This is a genomic window from Leisingera sp. ABM4_103, assembly GCF_056158685.1.
The window spans coordinates 44,263-60,684 of record NZ_JBSWTU010000003.1 but is presented as its reverse complement, the minus strand read 5'-3'; the positions used below and the strand labels follow the sequence as shown (position 1 = coordinate 60,684).

The following is a 16,422-nucleotide window of genomic DNA, read 5'->3' as shown; positions in this document are numbered from 1 at the left end:
ACATGCGCGTATTGGTGACAGGCCACCGGGGCTATATCGGAACCGTGCTGACCCCGATGCTGATGGCGGCGGGGCATGAGGTGACCGGCCTTGACAGCGATCTTTATGAGCGCTGCACCTTTGAGCCGGGCGGGGAGATGCCGCATGTGCCGGCGATCCTCAAGGACATCCGCGATGTCGAGGCCGCGGATCTGCTGGGGTTCGATGCGGTTCTGCATCTGGCGGCGCTCTCGAACGATCCGCTGGGCGATTTCCGCCCGGAAACCACCTATGACATCAATTTCGAAGGCACCATGAAAGTGGCCCGCGCTGCCAAGGCAGCGGGCGTGCAGCGGTTTGTGTTTTCCTCCTCCTGCTCCAACTACGGCGCATCGGGGGAGGACTTCATCGACGAAAACGGCGCCTTCAACCCGGTGACGCCCTACGGCGAAAGCAAGGTGAAATCGGAGCTGGCGCTGGCGGAGCTGGCCGATGACGGCTTCTGCCCGACCTTCATGCGCTCTGCCACGGCCTATGGCGTCAGCCCGCGCATCCGGTTCGATCTGGTGCTGAACAACCTTGTCGCCTGGGCGGTGACAACCGGCAATATCCACATGAAGTCGGACGGCACGCCGTGGCGGCCGATCACCCATATCGAGGACATCAGCCGCGCCTTCCTGGCCACCCTCGAAACGGCGCCTGAGAAAATCCGCAACGAGGCGTTCAATGTCGGCGTGACCGGGCACAATTACCAGATCCGCGAGCTGGCGGAGATCGTCGCGGATGTGGTGCCGGGCTGCAAGGTCACCTTTGCCGAGGGCGCCGGGCCGGACAAGCGGTCCTACCGGGTGAACTGCGACAAGATCCAGCGCGTCATGCCGCAGTTCAAGCCGCAGTGGGATGCGCGCCGCGGGGCGCAGTCGCTTTTTGACGCCTACCAGGCCCGGAAGCTGACGCTGGAGGAGTTCGAGGGGCCGCGCTATCAGCGCATCGGCCATATCAAGAAGCTGATTTCCGAAAACATCATTGATGTCACCCTGAAGCATACTCCGTCGGGCGAAGCCGCCCGCAGCCAGGAGGCCCCGGACGCAGAGCAATCGGAGTTTTCCTCCGACAGCACCCGGGCGCAGTGCATCTCCTGCGGCCATCAGGGGCTGGAGCCGATCCTCGATCTGGGGCGGATGCCGCGCTCGGACGGGCTGCTGGAGGCCGCCGGGCCGCCGCAGCAGGAAACCCTGGTGCCGCTGCGGCTGGGCTATTGCCCGGGCTGCACGCTGGTGCAGCTGCTGGAAACCCGCCCGGCCGAAGAGATGTTCGGCGACGACTATGTCTATTTCTCCTCCTATTCCGAGGATTTGCTGAAGCATTCCCGCAAGAACGCGGAGGAGCTGATCAGGATGCGCGGCCTGGGGCCGGACAGCCTGGTGGCCGAGATCGCTTCCAATGACGGCTACATGCTGCAGAATTTCCAGGCGCAGGGCATCCAGGTCCTGGGGATCGACCCGGCCAGCCAGCCTGCCAGGGCGGCGCGCGAAAAGGGGATCGAGACGGTCGTCGACTTCTTCGGCACCCGTGTTGCCGCCGGCCTGCGCGCGCAGGGCAAGCGGGCGGATGTGATCATCGCCAACAACGTGGTGGCCCATGTCGCCGACCAGAACGACCTGGTGGCCGGGATGGCGGACCTGCTGGCCGACAACGGCACCGTTGTCGTCGAGTTTCCCTATGTCCGCGACATGATCGACTTCATCGAATTCGACACCATCTACCACGAGCATCTGTGCTACTTCTCGGTGGGCTCCGCCAAGGCGCTGTTCGAGCGGCACGGGCTCTACCTGAACGACGTCCGCCGCCTGCCGATCCACGGCGGCTCGCTGCGGCTCTATTTCAGCAAATGCGCCGCGGTCACGGACGCGGTGCAGGGCATTCTGGCGGAAGAGCACGCGCTTGGGCTCGACCGGTTCGAGTACTACAAGACCTTCGGCGCCCGGGTGCGCGCCTTCCGCGACCAGGCCCGCAAGCTGGTGGGCACCCTGAAGGCCGACGGCAAGCGCATCGCGGCCTATGGCGCCGCCGCCAAGGGCACCATCATGCTCAACTTCCTGAACCTGAACGACCGCGCCATCGAATATGCGGTGGACAAGAACGTCCACAAGCAGGGCAAATACATGCCCGGTGTCCGGATCCGGATCGACGAGCCGGAGAAGCTGATGGAGGACAAGCCGGATTACGTGATGATCCTGCCGTGGAATTTCCGCGATGAAATCATCCGCCAGCAGCGCGCCTTTCTGGAGGCGGGCGGGAAATTCGTCGTCCCGATCCCCGACCTCGAAATTGTCAGCGCCCCGGAACAGGACAGCGGCAGATGAGCGGCAAGAGCGCCTGCCCGGCCTGCAGCAGCCGGGACCTGACAGAGATCTACCGGCTGGACGCCATCCCGGTGCAAAGCTGCATCCTGCTGGAGAGCGCGGAGGAGGCGCGGCAGTTTCCGCGCCATCCGCTGGTGCTGATGTTCTGCGAAAGCTGCGGCTTCATCTTCAATTCCGTGTTCGACCTGCCGCTTGTCGACTATGCTTCCGCCACCGAGGAGAGCCAGCATTTCTCCGGCACCTTCAACCGGTTTGCCCGGGATCTGGCGGCGGAAGTGGCGTCCCTTTACGACCTGAAGGGCAAGCGGACCCTGGAAATCGGCTGCGGCAAGGGGGAGTTCCTGCAGGAGCTTGCCCGCCAGACCGGCACCATCGGGCTGGGGATCGACCCCGGGTTCATCCCCGAGCGCCTGCCCGGGGCGCAGGGCCAGGAGATCAGGTTCCAGCGGGAATTCTTCGATCCCGGCACCATCTCCGAGCCGCCCGATTTCGTCGTCTGCCGCCACACGCTGGAGCATATCCCCGAGGTCGGCCGCTTCATGCAGGACATCGCGCAGGTCGTGGACGGGGACGCCGCTGCGGGCATCTTTTTCGAAACCCCGGATGTGCAGCGGGTGCTGCAGGAAGGCGCCTTCTGGGACATCTACTTCGAGCATTGCTCCTATTTCACGCAAGGCAGTCACGCGCGGCTGTTCCGGCGCGCGGGCTTTGATGTGACGGGGCTGTATCTGGCCTATGACGGCCAGTACATCATCCAGTACGCAGCCCCTGCAGCAGGCCGCCCGGCGCTGCCGCAGGAGGACGATCTGGAAACGGTGCGCGCCCTGGCGGCCCGGTTCCCGCAAAAAGTGGCAGAGGTCCGGCGCCACTGGACGGAGTTCGTGCGCAGCCGCCATGCCGCCGGCAAGCGGGTGGCGGTCTGGGGCGGCGGCTCGAAATGCGTGTCCTTCCTGACCACCAACGGCCTTGGGGAGGAAGTGGCGCAGGTCATTGACATCAACCCGTTCAAACAGGGCAAATACCTGCCCGGCACCGGCCATCCTGTCAGCGCTCCGGACAGTCTGCAGGAGGCGCCGCCCGATACGGTGATCGTCATGAACCCGGTCTACCTGTCCGAAATCGGGGCGCAATTGTCGGCCATGGGCCTCGCCCCTGAGCTGGTGGCGGTATGAGTGCCGCGGCCCCCATAGCCTGCCCGCTTTGCGCCGCGCAGACGGCGCAGGGCATTTTCAGGCTGGAGAGCGTTCCGGTGATCTGCAACCAGCTGTGGCCGGACCGGGCGGCGGCGCAGGCGGCGCCTGCCGGCACCGTGGATCTGCAGCTCTGCACCAGCTGCGGGTTCATCTGGAACAGCGCCTTTGAGCCTGCGCGCATGGCCTATGCGCCCGGCTACGAGAACGCGCTGCATTTCTCGCCCCGGTTCCAGGCGTTTGCCGCAGAGCTGGCGGCCGGGCTGGTGGCGCGGCACGGGCTGGCCGGCAAGCATGTGATCGAGATCGGCTGCGGCGATGGCCATATGCTGGATCTTCTGGCGCAAAACGGCGTGGCCTCGGCCACCGGCTTTGATCCCTCGATGGCGGGCGTTTCGTCTCCCTTCACCGGCCGCGATAATGTTGAAATTGTTGGTGAATACTTCCGCTCCGATCAGCTGGACCGGCCGTTTGACGCGATCCTGTGCCGCCATGTGCTGGAGCATCTGGACGACCCGCTTGCCCTGCTCAGCGACATCCGCCGGGCGATCGGCAGCCGGGATGTGCCGGTTTACTTCGAAGTGCCGAATGCCGGCTGGATGCTGGAGACGGTTTCGATGTGGGACGTGATCTATGAGCATGTGGGCTATTGGAGCGCGCCGTCCCTCACCGCCCTGTTCCGGCGGGCCGGGTTCGATCCGGTCTCCGTCCGCACCGGCTATGGCGGCCAGTTCCTGATGGCCGAAGCGGTCCCGGCCCGGCCGCAGCCGGACTATCTGGATCCGGGGGCGGCGCAGATCTGCGCATCTGCCCGGGCCTTCGCAGAGGCGGCGGATGCGGAATTGCAGCGGTGGCGCAGCAAGCTGCAGGGCTGCAGCGGCAGTATCGTCATCTGGGGCGCCGGGTCGAAAGGGATCACCTTTGCCAATGCCCTGGGGGAGGCGGGGCGCGGGCTGGCGGCCTTTGTCGATCTGAACACCCGCAAACATCAGCGGATCGCACCCGGCGTCGCCCTGCCGGTCATCGCGCCGGAGCAGCTCGCCAGCCTCCGCCCCGCCATGGTGCTGATCGCGAACGCCTTATACGAGGACGAAATCATTGCAGAGGTCCAGGCCGCGGGGCTGCGGCCGGAATTTGCGGTCATCGCCGGCTGAGGCGGTGCCGCGCCCGGGGTTTTGCTATCTCAAAGTGTGCATATGCCACTATGGAGGGTATGAATGAGGATTGATAGGATCAAAGCGCCGCCCTGATTGCCCGGGCCCTGTGCCGGACCGGTTCAGGTGTAACAGGCCGGGCGGTTTCGCAGGGGTTTGTTCTCAATTTCTTTGTCCTCAGGGAGGTCTGCTATGTTCAAGTTGATATTCAGTTTTTTCACGGCGCTGCTTTTGGCCGCAGCCGCTCAGGCGCAAAGCGGCTACAGGATAAAGACCGGCGATACGCTGCGCATCGAAGTGCTTGAAGATGAAAGCCTGAGCCGCAGCACGCTTGTGCTGCCGGACGGGGCCATCAATTTCCCGCTGGCTGGCGGTGTGGCCGCGGCCGGGCGGACGGTCGACCAGGTCAGGAATGATCTGACAAATGCCCTGACGCCCAATTTTGCCGCCAAGCCGCGGGTGTTTGTGTCGGTCGACGCGCTGGCGGAGCCTGCGGTACAGTCCGCCGTTGTTGTTCCCCGCGCCGTGCGCGCCGTTTACGTGATGGGGGAGATCACCACCCCCGGAATGCTGGAGGCGAGCCGCAGCACAACCCTGCTTCAGGCGCTTGCCCAGGCGGGCGGTCTGACCCGGTTTGCGGCTGACAAGCGGATTCAGCTGCGCCGGGGCGACAAGATCTATCTCTACAATTACCGCACCAACGGCGGCAGCGGCATTTCCGGCAGCACGGTCCTGGTGCCGGGCGATGTGATTGTGGTGCCCCAGCGCCGCCTGTTCGAGTAGCCCTGCCGGGGCGCCGCAGAGCGGGACCGGGGGCGTAATGCGGGACCGGATGCGGGGCCGCCGCTGCGGTTCTGCCGCTGCCTTGGCCGTTGCCTTGCCCGTTACCTTGGCTGACGCAGCCACAGCCAGAACCGTGTCTGCCGCAGGCGCAGGATCATCTGCCATTCCAGCCCCGCCAGCCGCGGCAGCCGCGACCTGAGCAGCCTGCGCTGATGCAGCACCCAGCCCAGGCGGCTGCGCGGGCCTTCGGGAAACCCCGCTTCGGGAAACAGGTGCCGGATCAGGCGGCACTGCAATTCCAGCCCGAGCCTGAAGCGGTAGGTCGGGAATTTCTCCTCGACCTGCCGCCAGTCTACAGGATCCCCGGGCACCGCGCACAGCTCGATCAGATCGTTCAGATACCGCAGGTGCACAAAGCCCGAAAACACGCCGCGGTCGTGCAGCATGTCATGCGCCAGGTTGGTCACCAGGCGCAAATGGGCATTCGGGATCCGCACGGCGCCCGCCCCGAACGGAACCAGGCGGCTGTGCTCTTCCATGTCGCGGGCGCTGATCACCCCGAAATACCGTTCCGGGATCCGGTGATGGATGTCCAATGCGCCGGCAACATCCGCCCGGAAATAGCTGCCCAGGGAATACTGGTTCCGGCTGTCCGGGAATTTTTCATAGCCGATGCGGCTCAGAACTCTTTCGACATCCGCATCCTGCTCCGGGCTGGTCACGATATCCAGGTCAAAGGACATCCGCGGCACATCGGCGGCATCCGCGGCCTGGAAGAGATTGACTGCCCCCTTCATCAGGCCCGCCTCCAGCCCTTCCGCCGTCAGCGCCGTCAGGACTTCGTCAAGCTGGGCTTTCAGCATTGTGTTGCGGGTGATGTTGGCGGCATCCACCGAGGCCAGGTAGCTCAGGGCCTCGGGGTCGGCCTGGCTGGCCTGGCCGGACTGGACCAGCCGCCTGTAGAGCAGCGGGCCGACAAGGTTTTCATTGGCGCAGCCGATGATCTGCTCCCAGTCGGGATCCCGGGGCACCCGCCCCTGCAGGCATTCCGACACGGCTTCCAGAGCAGTCGGGGGCAAAACCGGCATCTGATCAGCCGCTCCCCGCAAGGCGCCAGGCGTCCCGGGCCAGGCCGCGGGCCTGGTCAAGACCGTCATACCGGGCCCGGTAGAACCGCGCAGAGCGTATCAGCGCCGCCAGGGATTTAAAGCCGTCCCCCGACAGGCGGTCATCCGGAGACCAGCAGGACGCCAGCATCATCCGGATGATGTCCTCTTCCGCGGTCACCGGCTCGAGCCCGGCCGGATTGTCCGGGTTCCTGTCCAGAAACAGCACGCAGCGGACAGGGCGCGCCGGGAACGCCCCGGCGTCCAATGCATGGTAGCGGACCCGCTTGCCGTCCGGCCGCATGTAGGCGGGCCGGTCCTCAAGGCCCGGCAGGCGCGGCGCAAGCAGGGGCAGCGAGCCGCATTTCAGCGTCGCCGGAAAGGGCAGGGACATCACCTCGCCGCCGCGGCGCAGCACCGCCAGATCATCGCCTTCCAGGCTGAAGCCCTCTCCGTGCAGCGCCACCGACAGGGTCGACTTGCCGCTCCCCGGATCGCCGCACAGAAGCATGGTCCGGCCCGCCGCGGACACGGTTGCGGTGTGCAGCACCGGATCCTCCGACAGATCCAGAACCAGCGTTGTCAGCAGGAACTTCAGCGCGGCGCCGATTTCGTCCCAGCGGTGCCAGTCCGGGTCTTCCCCGGCCCAGGCCAGCCCGGCCCTGGATGCTTCTTCGAGCAGGATAAGCTGGTCCTGCGCGGGGGTGTCCTCGGTCAGGAGATGCGCGAAAGCACTGCGTACCAATTGGGCGGTTTTATCACCGGTGCAGCAGATCCCGATGGTATGGCCGTCAATCGACAGGCACATGCGCGCGGTGACGGCAACCGGACCGGAGCGCGGCGCCAGATAGCGCACGGCCCCCGACTCCAGCAGCTCCGTCAGGGTCTGCAGGCCATTGGCGCCGCCGGCCGAGGCGGCAGAGACGAATTCGGAAACACTGAGCCCGGCCGTCAGCCGGGGCCATAATGCCACGGTGGCGGCAGACGCATAGAACAGCTTCTGAGTATGAGGCAGAAACAAAAAATGGCGCATCCCGGCGCTTGCGAGGCGCACATCAGGAGAAGCCATAATTTGAGCGAGGTCCAAGAATTACCCTCTCTGAAAAAACGAAGGCAGCTATATCCAAGGACCCGGCGGCAATCCCCCGCCGGGCTCGTGCGCAGAATTTAGTGAACTTAGTGGTAGTGGTGGCGCCGGCCGCGTCCTCTGCGGCCCTTCCCTTTCTTCTTCTTCTTCTTCTTCGGCTTGCCGCCGTGAGACTTCGCAACAGCCTCGGATGACAGGCTTGTTGACAGAAGGAAGGTGACCGCGGGCGTTGTCACAGCTGCAAAACGCCCTGCTTTTTGAAGGATTTCCCTGCGTTCAGGGGATTCAGGCTTATCTGTGTGATCTGTCATCTTACTCTACTTCACTGGTACTTGGTTAATCGAACACACTTAGGTCGATCAGGCCGTAAATCAGCATCGGCGGCTTATGAAAGTCTGGCCGTATCTATTAACTTTCCCCCGCCCCCCAGGGTGCTTGAACGAACACCAGCTGACGAAACCTTAACGATTATTGTGGCTCTAGATCGGGTTTGAGTCAACTATACGGAATGTTCCGTTTAAGCCCGGAGGTGCAAAAAAAACGGCAGCGGGCGGCCGGGCCGAAGAGGGCTCCTGGTTGTGAAACCGTCCGGGCCGCGGCCATAGCCTTGATGCGGCAGGTTTCTTTGGCGCCTGGTCAAGCCGTTGCGGCGGGCCTGCAGATGGCGGCACCGGCCCGGCCGCGGCGGGCCGCATCGGCTGCGCAATTGGCGTTTCATGGGGGCTATGGTACCATGCCGGGTTATACGCAAAGAGTTTTGTCCCCTTTGCGCCTGCCTGGACACCGGGGAAACGGGCCTAGTTAGTTAAATGAGCAGGCGGCCAGCCGAGCCGCCGGGTTACGAGTTTTTTGGGGGAAGTTACGTGTTTTCATCAGATGATTTCAGCGGCGGGTCGCTGAACCCGGCGGTGTGGAATGTCGAGGGTCCGGCCGGGGTGGCGGCGGGCGTTGGCGTTAACGCCACGGATGCCTACCTGGAGCTGATAACGCCGGACGGCAATTACGACGCCTGGCGGACCAATAATTCGGCGCGCGCGATGCAGGACATCGCGGATGAGGATTTCCAGGTCGAGGCGCGCTTTTTGACCACCCCGACCGAGCGCTTCCAGCTGCAGGGGATCCTGGTGGAGCAGGACGCAGGCAACTGGGTGCGGTTCGACACCTATTCCGACGGCACCAGCCTGCGGATCTTTGCCGGGGTGACGGTGGACGGCTCCTCGTCCTCGCGGGTCAGAGCGGTGATCCCGGCAGGGGAGGCCCAATACCTGCGGGTCGACCGGGCCGGCGATGTCTGGACCTATGAGTATTCCGCCGACGGCGTGAGCTGGACCACGGCGGTGAGCTTTACCCATGCGCTGAACGCCACCTCAGCCGGGGTGTTTGCCGGCAATACCGCGCAGGCCGCGGGTTATACCGCGCAGGTCGACTACTTCGAGGTGGCCGGCGACCCGATCGCCGATGAGGACGGCAGCATCGCCCCGGTCAATACGGCGCCTGTTGCCCAGAATGACAATTACCTGCTTGCGCCGGACGGCAGTTTGACTGTGGATGCCGCCAGCGGCGTGCTGAGCAATGACAGCGACCCCGACGGCGACCCCTTGACGGTTTCCCTGGACACGCAGGCGGCCAGCGGAACCGTGGCCCTCAACGCGGACGGGTCGTTTTCCTATACGCCGGATGCCGGGGCCTCCGGCTCCGACAGCTTCCGCTACACGCTCAGCGATGGCACGGACAGCGTGACAGCCACCGTGACGCTGGCTGCCTCCGGCCCCGGCGGCGGCGCCATTGTCCAGGATGCCCCGGTGCTGACAACCGGCACGCCGGTGTTCAGCAAGGTTATTGTGTCAACAGCCATGCCGCTGACCCATGTCGGGCTGGGGGCGGATTTCGACGGGGACGGCGACATCGACGTGGTTGCCACCTCCGAGCAGAACGATTCAGTTGTCTGGTTTGAGAACGACGGCGCGGAGAATTTCACCGAGCATGTCATCGACAATGCGCTGGAGTCCTCTTATCCGGCCTCGGTTGCCGATCTTGACCAGGACGGCGATCCGGACATTCTGGCCGGCGGGTACCGCGACGATCTGTATGTCTGGTATGAAAATGCCGGTGACGGCACCTTCCAGCGCCACACCATCGCCGCCAAGGACGGGGCGCATTTCATCGAAGCGGCGGATATGGACGGTGACGGCGACCTCGATCTGGTTACCGCCAGCCAGGATTCAAATACCATTGCTTGGTACGAGAACGATGGAAGCCAGAATTTCACCGAACATGTGCTGGACAGCAACGCGCTGGAGGCCAAGACGGCCATCGCCTTTGACATTGATGCTGACGGCGACCTCGACATTCTGACCGCCAGCCACGGCGACGACACGGTGGCGATCTATGAAAATGACGGCAGCCAGAATTTCACCAAACAGGTGGTCGATAATACCGCCGATGGCGCCTATTACGTCACCGCCGCCGATCTGAACGGCGACGGGCTGATTGATCTGGCTGCAGCGGCCAAGCTGAACAATCTGATCATCGGCTATTTTAACACTGGCAGCGGCTTCACCAGGACCGTGCTGGCAAACAACGTCGCTGGCGCCCGGACGGTGATTGCCGAGGATGTCGACAATGACGGCGACATCGATCTGCTGGCCGCCAGCGTCAATGACAACAGCGTGCGGTTCCTGGAGAACAACGGCAGCGGCGTCTTTGGCGCCATCACCATCGACGGCAATGCCGTGGGTGCTTATACGCCGACGCCGGCCGATGTGAACCAGGACGGGCTGGTCGATGTGATCGCCGCCAGCAAGACCGATGCCACGGTGGCGGTGCTGCTGCAGCACCGGGAGCAGTCCGCAGTCATGAACGCGGGCGAAACGCTGGCCATCGATGCCTCGTTGCTCTCGGCCACCGATACTGAACAAAGCGCCAGCGAACTGGTCTATACTGTGGTTTCGGCTCCAGCTCTTGGCGCGCTGCGGCTGAACGGCAGCGACCTGGCGGCTGGCGGCAGCTTTACCCAGGCAGATGTGAACCAGGGGCTGGTCTCCTTTGCCACCACTGCCGGGACCGACGGGCTGGACGGGTTCGAGCTCGGCCTCAGTGACGGAATTTCGGCGCCTGCCAAGGTTGTTTTCGACTTCACCATCGGCACGCCTGCCTCGGGCAGCGGGCTGGTGTCGGATGATTTTGCGGGCGGCAGCCTGGATCCGGCAGTGTGGAGCGTCGAAGGCCCTGCGGGCGTTTCGGCCAATCTGGCCAGCAATGCCACCGACGCCTATCTCGAGCTGGTGACGCCGGACGGCAATTATGATGCCTGGCAGACCAACAATTCGGCGCGCGCGATGCAGGATATCGCCGATGAGGATTTCCAGGCCGAAGCCCGCTTCCTGACCACGCCGGCGGACCGCTTCCAGCTGCAGGGGATCCTGGTGGAGCAGGATGCCGGCAACTGGGTGCGGTTTGACACCTATTCCGATGGCAATGTGCTGCGGATCTTTGCGGCGGTGACGGTGAATGGAAGCTCGTCGTCGCGGATCAGTACGGTGATCCAGCCGGGCGACGCTGAATACCTGCGGGTGGACCGCTCCGGCGACACTTGGACCTACGAGTACTCCGCCGACGGAAGCAACTGGACCACGGCGGTGAGCTTCAACCATGCGATCACCGCCACTTCGGCCGGGGTGTTTGCGGGCAATACTGCGCAGGCCGCGGGCTATACGGCGCAGGTCGATTACTTCGAGGTGGCCCACGATCCGATTGCAGACGAGGACGGCAGCATCACTCCGGGCAACCAGGCGCCGGATGCGGCGGATGATGGCCTGGCGGTGGTGATGGACACTGCGCTGGTGATCGGCGAGGCCACGCTGCTGTCCAATGACAGCGACCCCAATGGCGACCCCATCACCTTCGACAGCTTCACCAATCCGGCCAACGGCACCCTGGCAGACAATGGCGATGGCACCCTGACCTATACGCCCAATGCGGGCTATGAGGGGGCGGACAGCTTTACCTACACCATCTCCGACGACAGCGGCCTGAGCGATACCGCGACGGTGAACCTGACGGTCTCGGCGCCGGGCAACCAGGCGCCGGATGCGGCGGATGATGGCCTGGCGGTGGTGATGGACACTGCGCTGGTGATCGGCGAGGCCACGCTGCTGTCCAATGACAGCGACCCCAATGGCGACCCCATCACCTTCGACAGCTTCACCAATCCGGCCAACGGCACCCTGGCGGACAATGGCGATGGCACCCTGACCTATACGCCCAATGCGGGCTATGAGGGGCCGGACAGCTTCACCTACACGATCAGCGACGACAGCGGCCTGAGCGATACCGCGACGGTGAACCTGACGGTCTCGGCGCCTGCTGCGGGCAGCGGGCTGGTGTCGGATGACTTCTCCGGTGCGGCGCTGGATCCGGCGGTGTGGAGCATCGAGGGGCCTGCGGGCGTCTCCGCCAGCCTGGGCGTTGCCGGCACTGAGGCCTATCTCGAGCTGGTCACGCCGGACGGCAATTACGATGCCTGGCAGACCAACAATGCGGCGCGCGCGATGCAGGATATCGCGGATGAGGATTTCCAGGCCGAGGCGCGCTTCCTGACCACGCCGGCGGACCGGTTCCAGCTGCAGGGGATCCTGGTGGAGCAGGATGCCGGCAACTGGGTGCGGTTTGACACCTATTCCAACGGCACCAGCCTGCGGGTCTTTGCCGGGGTGACGGTGAACGGCAGCTCGTCTTCGCGGGTCAATGCGGTGATCCCGGAAGGGGCGGCGGAATACCTGCGGATTGACCGGTCCGGCGATCTCTGGACTTATGAGTATTCCGCCGACGGCGTGAGCTGGACCACAGCGGTGAGCTTTACCCATGCGCTGAATGCCACCGCAGCGGGGGTGTTTGCCGGCAATACCGCGCAGGCTACGGGCTATACGGCGCAGGTCGATTATTTCGAGGTGGCCGGCGACCCGATCGCCTATGAGGACAACCAGGCGCCGCAGGCGGCGGATGACGCGCTGGCGGCGGCGATGGACACGCCGCTGGTCATCGATACCGGCGATCTGCTGTCCAATGACAGCGATCCCGACGGCGATCCCATCAGCATCACCGCGCTTGGCAGCCCGGCCAACGGCACGCTGGCGGACAATGGCGACGGCACGCTGACCTACACGCCGGACGCGGGCTATGAAGGCCCCGACAGCTTCACCTACACCATCAGCGACGGCGGCGGCCTGAGCGATACCGCGACGGTGAACCTGACGGTCTCGGCGCCATTGCCGGGCAGCGGGCTGGTGTCGGATGATTTTGCGGGCGGCAGCCTGGATCCGGCGGTGTGGAGCATCGAGGGGCCTGCGGGCGTCTCCGCCAGCCTGGGCGTTGCCGGCACTGAGGCCTATCTCGAGCTGGTGACGCCGGACGGCAATTATGATGCCTGGCAGACCAACAATGCGGCGCGCGCGATGCAGGATATCGCGGATGAGGATTTCCAAGCCGAAGCCCGCTTCCTGACCACGCCGGCGGACCGGTTCCAGCTGCAGGGGATCCTGGTGGAGCAGGATGCGGACAACTGGGTGCGGTTTGACACCTTTTCCAACGGCACCAGCCTGCGGGTCTTTGCCGGGGTGACGGTGAACGGCAGCTCGTCGTCGCGGGTCAATGCGGTGATTCCGGAAGGGGCGGCGGAATACCTGCGGGTGGACCGGTCCGGCGACACTTGGACCTACGAGTACTCCGCTGACGGAAGCAACTGGACCACGGCGGTGAGCTTCAACCATGCGATCACCGCCACTTCGGCCGGGGTGTTTGCGGGCAATACTGCGCAGGCCGCGGGCTATACGGCGCAGGTCGACTACTTCGAGGTGGCCCACGATCCGATCGCAGACGAGGACGGCAGCATCACCCCGGGCAACCAGGCGCCGGATGCGGCGGATGATGGCCTGGCGGTGGTGATGGACACCGCGCTGGTGATCGGCGAGGCCACGCTTCTGTCCAATGACAGCGACCCCAATGGCGACCCCATCACCTTCGACAGCTTCACCAATCCGGCCAACGGCACCCTGGCGGACAATGGCGATGGCACCCTGACCTATACGCCCAATGCGGGCTATGAGGGGGCGGACAGCTTTACCTACACCATCTCCGACGACAGCGGCCTGAGCGATACCGCGACAGTGAACCTGACGGTCTCGGCGCCGGGCAACCAGGCGCCGGATGCGGCGGATGATGGCCTGGCGGTGGTGATGGACACCGCGCTGGTGATCGGCGAGGCCACGCTGCTGTCCAATGACAGCGACCCCAATGGCGACCCCATCACCTTCGACAGCTTCACCAATCCGGCCAACGGCACCCTGGCGGACAATGGTGATGGCACCCTGACCTATACGCCAAATGCGGGCTATGAGGGGGCGGACAGCTTCACCTACACGATCAGCGACGACAGCGGCCTGAGCGATACCGCGACGGTGAACCTGACGGTCTCGGCGCCTGCTGCGGGCAGCGGGCTGGTGTCGGATGACTTCTCCGGTGCGGCGCTGGATCCGGCGGTGTGGAGCATCGAGGGGCCTGCGGGCGTCTCCGCCAGCCTGGGCGTTGCCGGCACTGAGGCCTATCTCGAGCTGGTCACGCCGGACGGCAATTACGATGCCTGGCAGACCAACAATGCGGCGCGCGCGATGCAGGATATCGCCGATGAGGATTTCCAGGCCGAAGCCCGCTTCCTGACCACGCCGGCGGACCGGTTCCAGCTGCAGGGGATCCTGGTGGAGCAGGATGCCGGCAACTGGGTGCGCTTTGACACCTATTCCAACGGCACCAGCCTGCGGGTCTTTGCCGGGGTGACGGTGAACGGCAGCTCGTCTTCGCGGGTCAATGCGGTGATCCCGGGCAGTGCCGAGTATCTGCGGGTCAGCCGCAGCGGTGATGTCTGGACCTATGAGTATTCCGCCGACGGCAGCAGCTGGACCACGGCGGTGAGCTTTACCCATGCGCTGAATGCCACCGCAGCGGGGGTGTTTGCCGGCAATACCGGGCAGGCCGCGGGCTATACGGCGCAGGTCGATTACTTCGAGGTGGCCGGCGACCCGATCGCCGATGAGGACGGCAGCATCACCCCGGTGAACCAGGCGCCGCAGGCGGCGGATGACGCGCTGGCGGCGGCGATGGACACGCCGCTGGTCATCGATACCGGCGATCTGCTGTCCAATGACAGCGATCCCGACGGCGATCCCATCAGCATCACCGCGCTTGGCAGCCCGGCCAACGGCACGCTGGCGGACAATGGCGACGGCACGCTGACCTACACGCCGGACGCGGGCTATGAAGGCCCCGACAGCTTCACCTACACCATCAGCGACGGCAGCCTCAGCGATACCGCAACCGTGACAGTTGCAGTCGGTCCCGTCATCGACGTCTGGTATGGGCCAACACAGACCTTCGGCCAGCCCGGGGTTCCTCAGACCTGGGTCAACATCCTGGGGGATGTTTTTGCTGATGGGCTGGTTTCGCTGAGTTACACGCTGAACGGCGGCGCAGAGCGGTCTTTGTCGGTCGGGCCGGACCAGCGCCGTCTGGAGAAAGCCGGGGATTTCAACATCGACATTGCTTATGCCGAACTGGATCCGACCGCGGCGGACGACGTGGTTTCGATCATTGCCAGGTATGATGACGGCTCCACGCATACGCAGGATGTGACCATCCAGTATGAGGGCGGATCCGACTGGGATCCGAACTACTCGATCGACTGGTCCACTGTCACGAATATCCAGGATGCGGCGCAGGTCGTCGACGGCAATTGGATGCTGACCGGCGACGGGGTGCGCCCCAAGGAACTGGGGTTCGACCGGTTCATTGCCCTTGGCGATGACAAATGGGACTTTTTTGAAGCCCGGGTTGCGGTCACCCCGCATGACATGTCTATCGTGGGCGGTCTTTTCGGGTTCGGGCTGTGGTGGAATGGCCATACGGATGATTTACCCATCCAGTGGCAGCCGCTGAGAGGGTTCACCCCCTCGGAGTTCCTGTTCTACAACCAGCACACCGGCACCCCGCACTTCGAGATCTTCCCCAATACCGGCGATACCAACTATGCGCTGGCCGAAGGCACGCGGTTCAATTTCCTGATGCGGGTCGAGCAATCGGGCACCTTTGACCGGTCCTACAAGATGAAGGTCTGGGAAGAGGGCACTGCGGAGCCGGTGGACTGGCTGATGGATCTGGTCATCGACTATGCCGATCCGATCACGGGCTCCTTTGCGCTGGTCACCCATCATTATGATATCGAATTCCACGATATCGACATCACCGAAATCGAAGGCGGCGATGTGACCATTGGCGATGATACCGCCGAGGTGCTGGCGGCGGTGGATGAAACCGCTCCGCTGCCGGGGCTGGGAGAGCTGGATGTCTTCACCGGCAATGGCGGCGATGATGTCTTTGTCTTCGGTGAAAACGGCACCGTCTATTATGACGACGGCGATGGCGCCACCAGCGGCGGGGACGATTACGGCTATGTCTGGGACTTCACCGCAGGCGACAAGGTGCGGCTGGCGGGAACCAGCTCGGATTATGTGCTGACCGAGGACGCCGCCGGGCTGCCGGCAGGCACCGCGATCTGGCTGGCCGGCAGCGGCGGCGATCAGGATGAGCTGATCGGTGTCATCAACAATGTCTACGGGCTGAGCCTGACGGGAGACGCGTTTGAGTTCTCCGTCCTTGTCTGAATGCACGGCCGTCCGCGGCGGCCGCTCTGCAGGCCGCAAGGCCTCC

The 16,422-nt window shown here is 64.4% G+C and carries 8 protein-coding genes; 5 read left to right on the top strand and 3 right to left on the bottom strand.

The window, feature by feature from the left end:
- The first annotated feature begins 2 nt into the window (after positions 1-2).
- The 4 genes from ACXAED_RS00815 (at position 3) to ACXAED_RS00800 (ending at position 5,472) form a co-directional block, all read left to right on the top strand.
- A complete protein-coding gene (locus ACXAED_RS00815) occupies positions 3-2,345 on the top strand; it encodes an NAD-dependent epimerase/dehydratase family protein (protein ID WP_475046145.1) in 2,343 nt (780 codons plus the stop codon).
- Complete coding sequence (locus tag ACXAED_RS00810) at positions 2,342-3,517, top strand: class I SAM-dependent methyltransferase (protein WP_475046143.1); 1,176 nt, start codon at positions 2,342-2,344, stop codon at positions 3,515-3,517. Before ACXAED_RS00815 ends, ACXAED_RS00810 begins: the two co-directional genes overlap by 4 nt.
- Entirely contained in the window at positions 3,514-4,689 is a 1,176-nt protein-coding gene (locus ACXAED_RS00805) for a class I SAM-dependent methyltransferase (RefSeq protein WP_475046141.1), read from the top strand. Before ACXAED_RS00810 ends, ACXAED_RS00805 begins: the two co-directional genes overlap by 4 nt.
- 192 nt (positions 4,690-4,881) lie before the next feature.
- On the top strand, positions 4,882-5,472 hold the full coding sequence (locus tag ACXAED_RS00800) for a polysaccharide biosynthesis/export family protein (protein ID WP_475046140.1): 591 nt from the start codon (positions 4,882-4,884) through the stop codon (positions 5,470-5,472).
- Positions 5,473-5,573: 101 nt separating this feature from the next.
- On the opposite strand, the gene ACXAED_RS00795 is transcribed toward ACXAED_RS00800, so the two are convergent.
- The 3 genes from ACXAED_RS00795 to ACXAED_RS00785 all read right to left on the bottom strand — a co-directional run bounded on the left by ACXAED_RS00795 (position 5,574) and on the right by ACXAED_RS00785 (position 7,976).
- Positions 5,574-6,560 (bottom strand): nucleotidyltransferase family protein, encoded by a 987-nt coding sequence (locus ACXAED_RS00795; RefSeq protein WP_475046138.1) that lies wholly within the window; start codon positions 6,558-6,560, stop codon positions 5,574-5,576.
- Positions 6,561-6,564: 4 nt separating this feature from the next.
- Positions 6,565-7,611 (bottom strand): hypothetical protein, encoded by a 1,047-nt coding sequence (locus ACXAED_RS00790; protein WP_475046136.1) that lies wholly within the window; start codon positions 7,609-7,611, stop codon positions 6,565-6,567.
- A gap of 143 nt (positions 7,612-7,754) precedes the next feature.
- The gene (locus tag ACXAED_RS00785) at positions 7,755-7,976 is read right to left on the bottom strand and encodes a hypothetical protein (protein WP_475046134.1); all 222 of its coding nucleotides are present in this window, start codon (positions 7,974-7,976) and stop codon (positions 7,755-7,757) included.
- Positions 7,977-8,528: 552 nt separating this feature from the next.
- On the opposite strand from ACXAED_RS00785, the gene ACXAED_RS00780 reads away from it, so the two are divergent.
- Complete coding sequence (locus tag ACXAED_RS00780) at positions 8,529-16,376, top strand: cadherin-like domain-containing protein (protein WP_475046133.1); 7,848 nt, start codon at positions 8,529-8,531, stop codon at positions 16,374-16,376.
- Positions 16,377-16,422: the final 46 nt, after the last annotated feature.

Coding starts and splice junctions, on each gene's coding strand:
- ACXAED_RS00815 (WP_475046145.1), top strand. CDS start 3: ATGCGCGTATTGGTGACAGGCCACCGGGGCTATATCGGAACCGTGCTG.
- ACXAED_RS00810 (WP_475046143.1), top strand. CDS start 2,342: ATGAGCGGCAAGAGCGCCTGCCCGGCCTGCAGCAGCCGGGACCTGACA.
- ACXAED_RS00805 (WP_475046141.1), top strand. CDS start 3,514: ATGAGTGCCGCGGCCCCCATAGCCTGCCCGCTTTGCGCCGCGCAGACG.
- ACXAED_RS00800 (WP_475046140.1), top strand. CDS start 4,882: ATGTTCAAGTTGATATTCAGTTTTTTCACGGCGCTGCTTTTGGCCGCA.
- ACXAED_RS00795 (WP_475046138.1), bottom strand. CDS start 6,560: ATGCCGGTTTTGCCCCCGACTGCTCTGGAAGCCGTGTCGGAATGCCTG.
- ACXAED_RS00790 (WP_475046136.1), bottom strand. CDS start 7,611: ATGCGCCATTTTTTGTTTCTGCCTCATACTCAGAAGCTGTTCTATGCG.
- ACXAED_RS00785 (WP_475046134.1), bottom strand. CDS start 7,976: ATGACAGATCACACAGATAAGCCTGAATCCCCTGAACGCAGGGAAATC.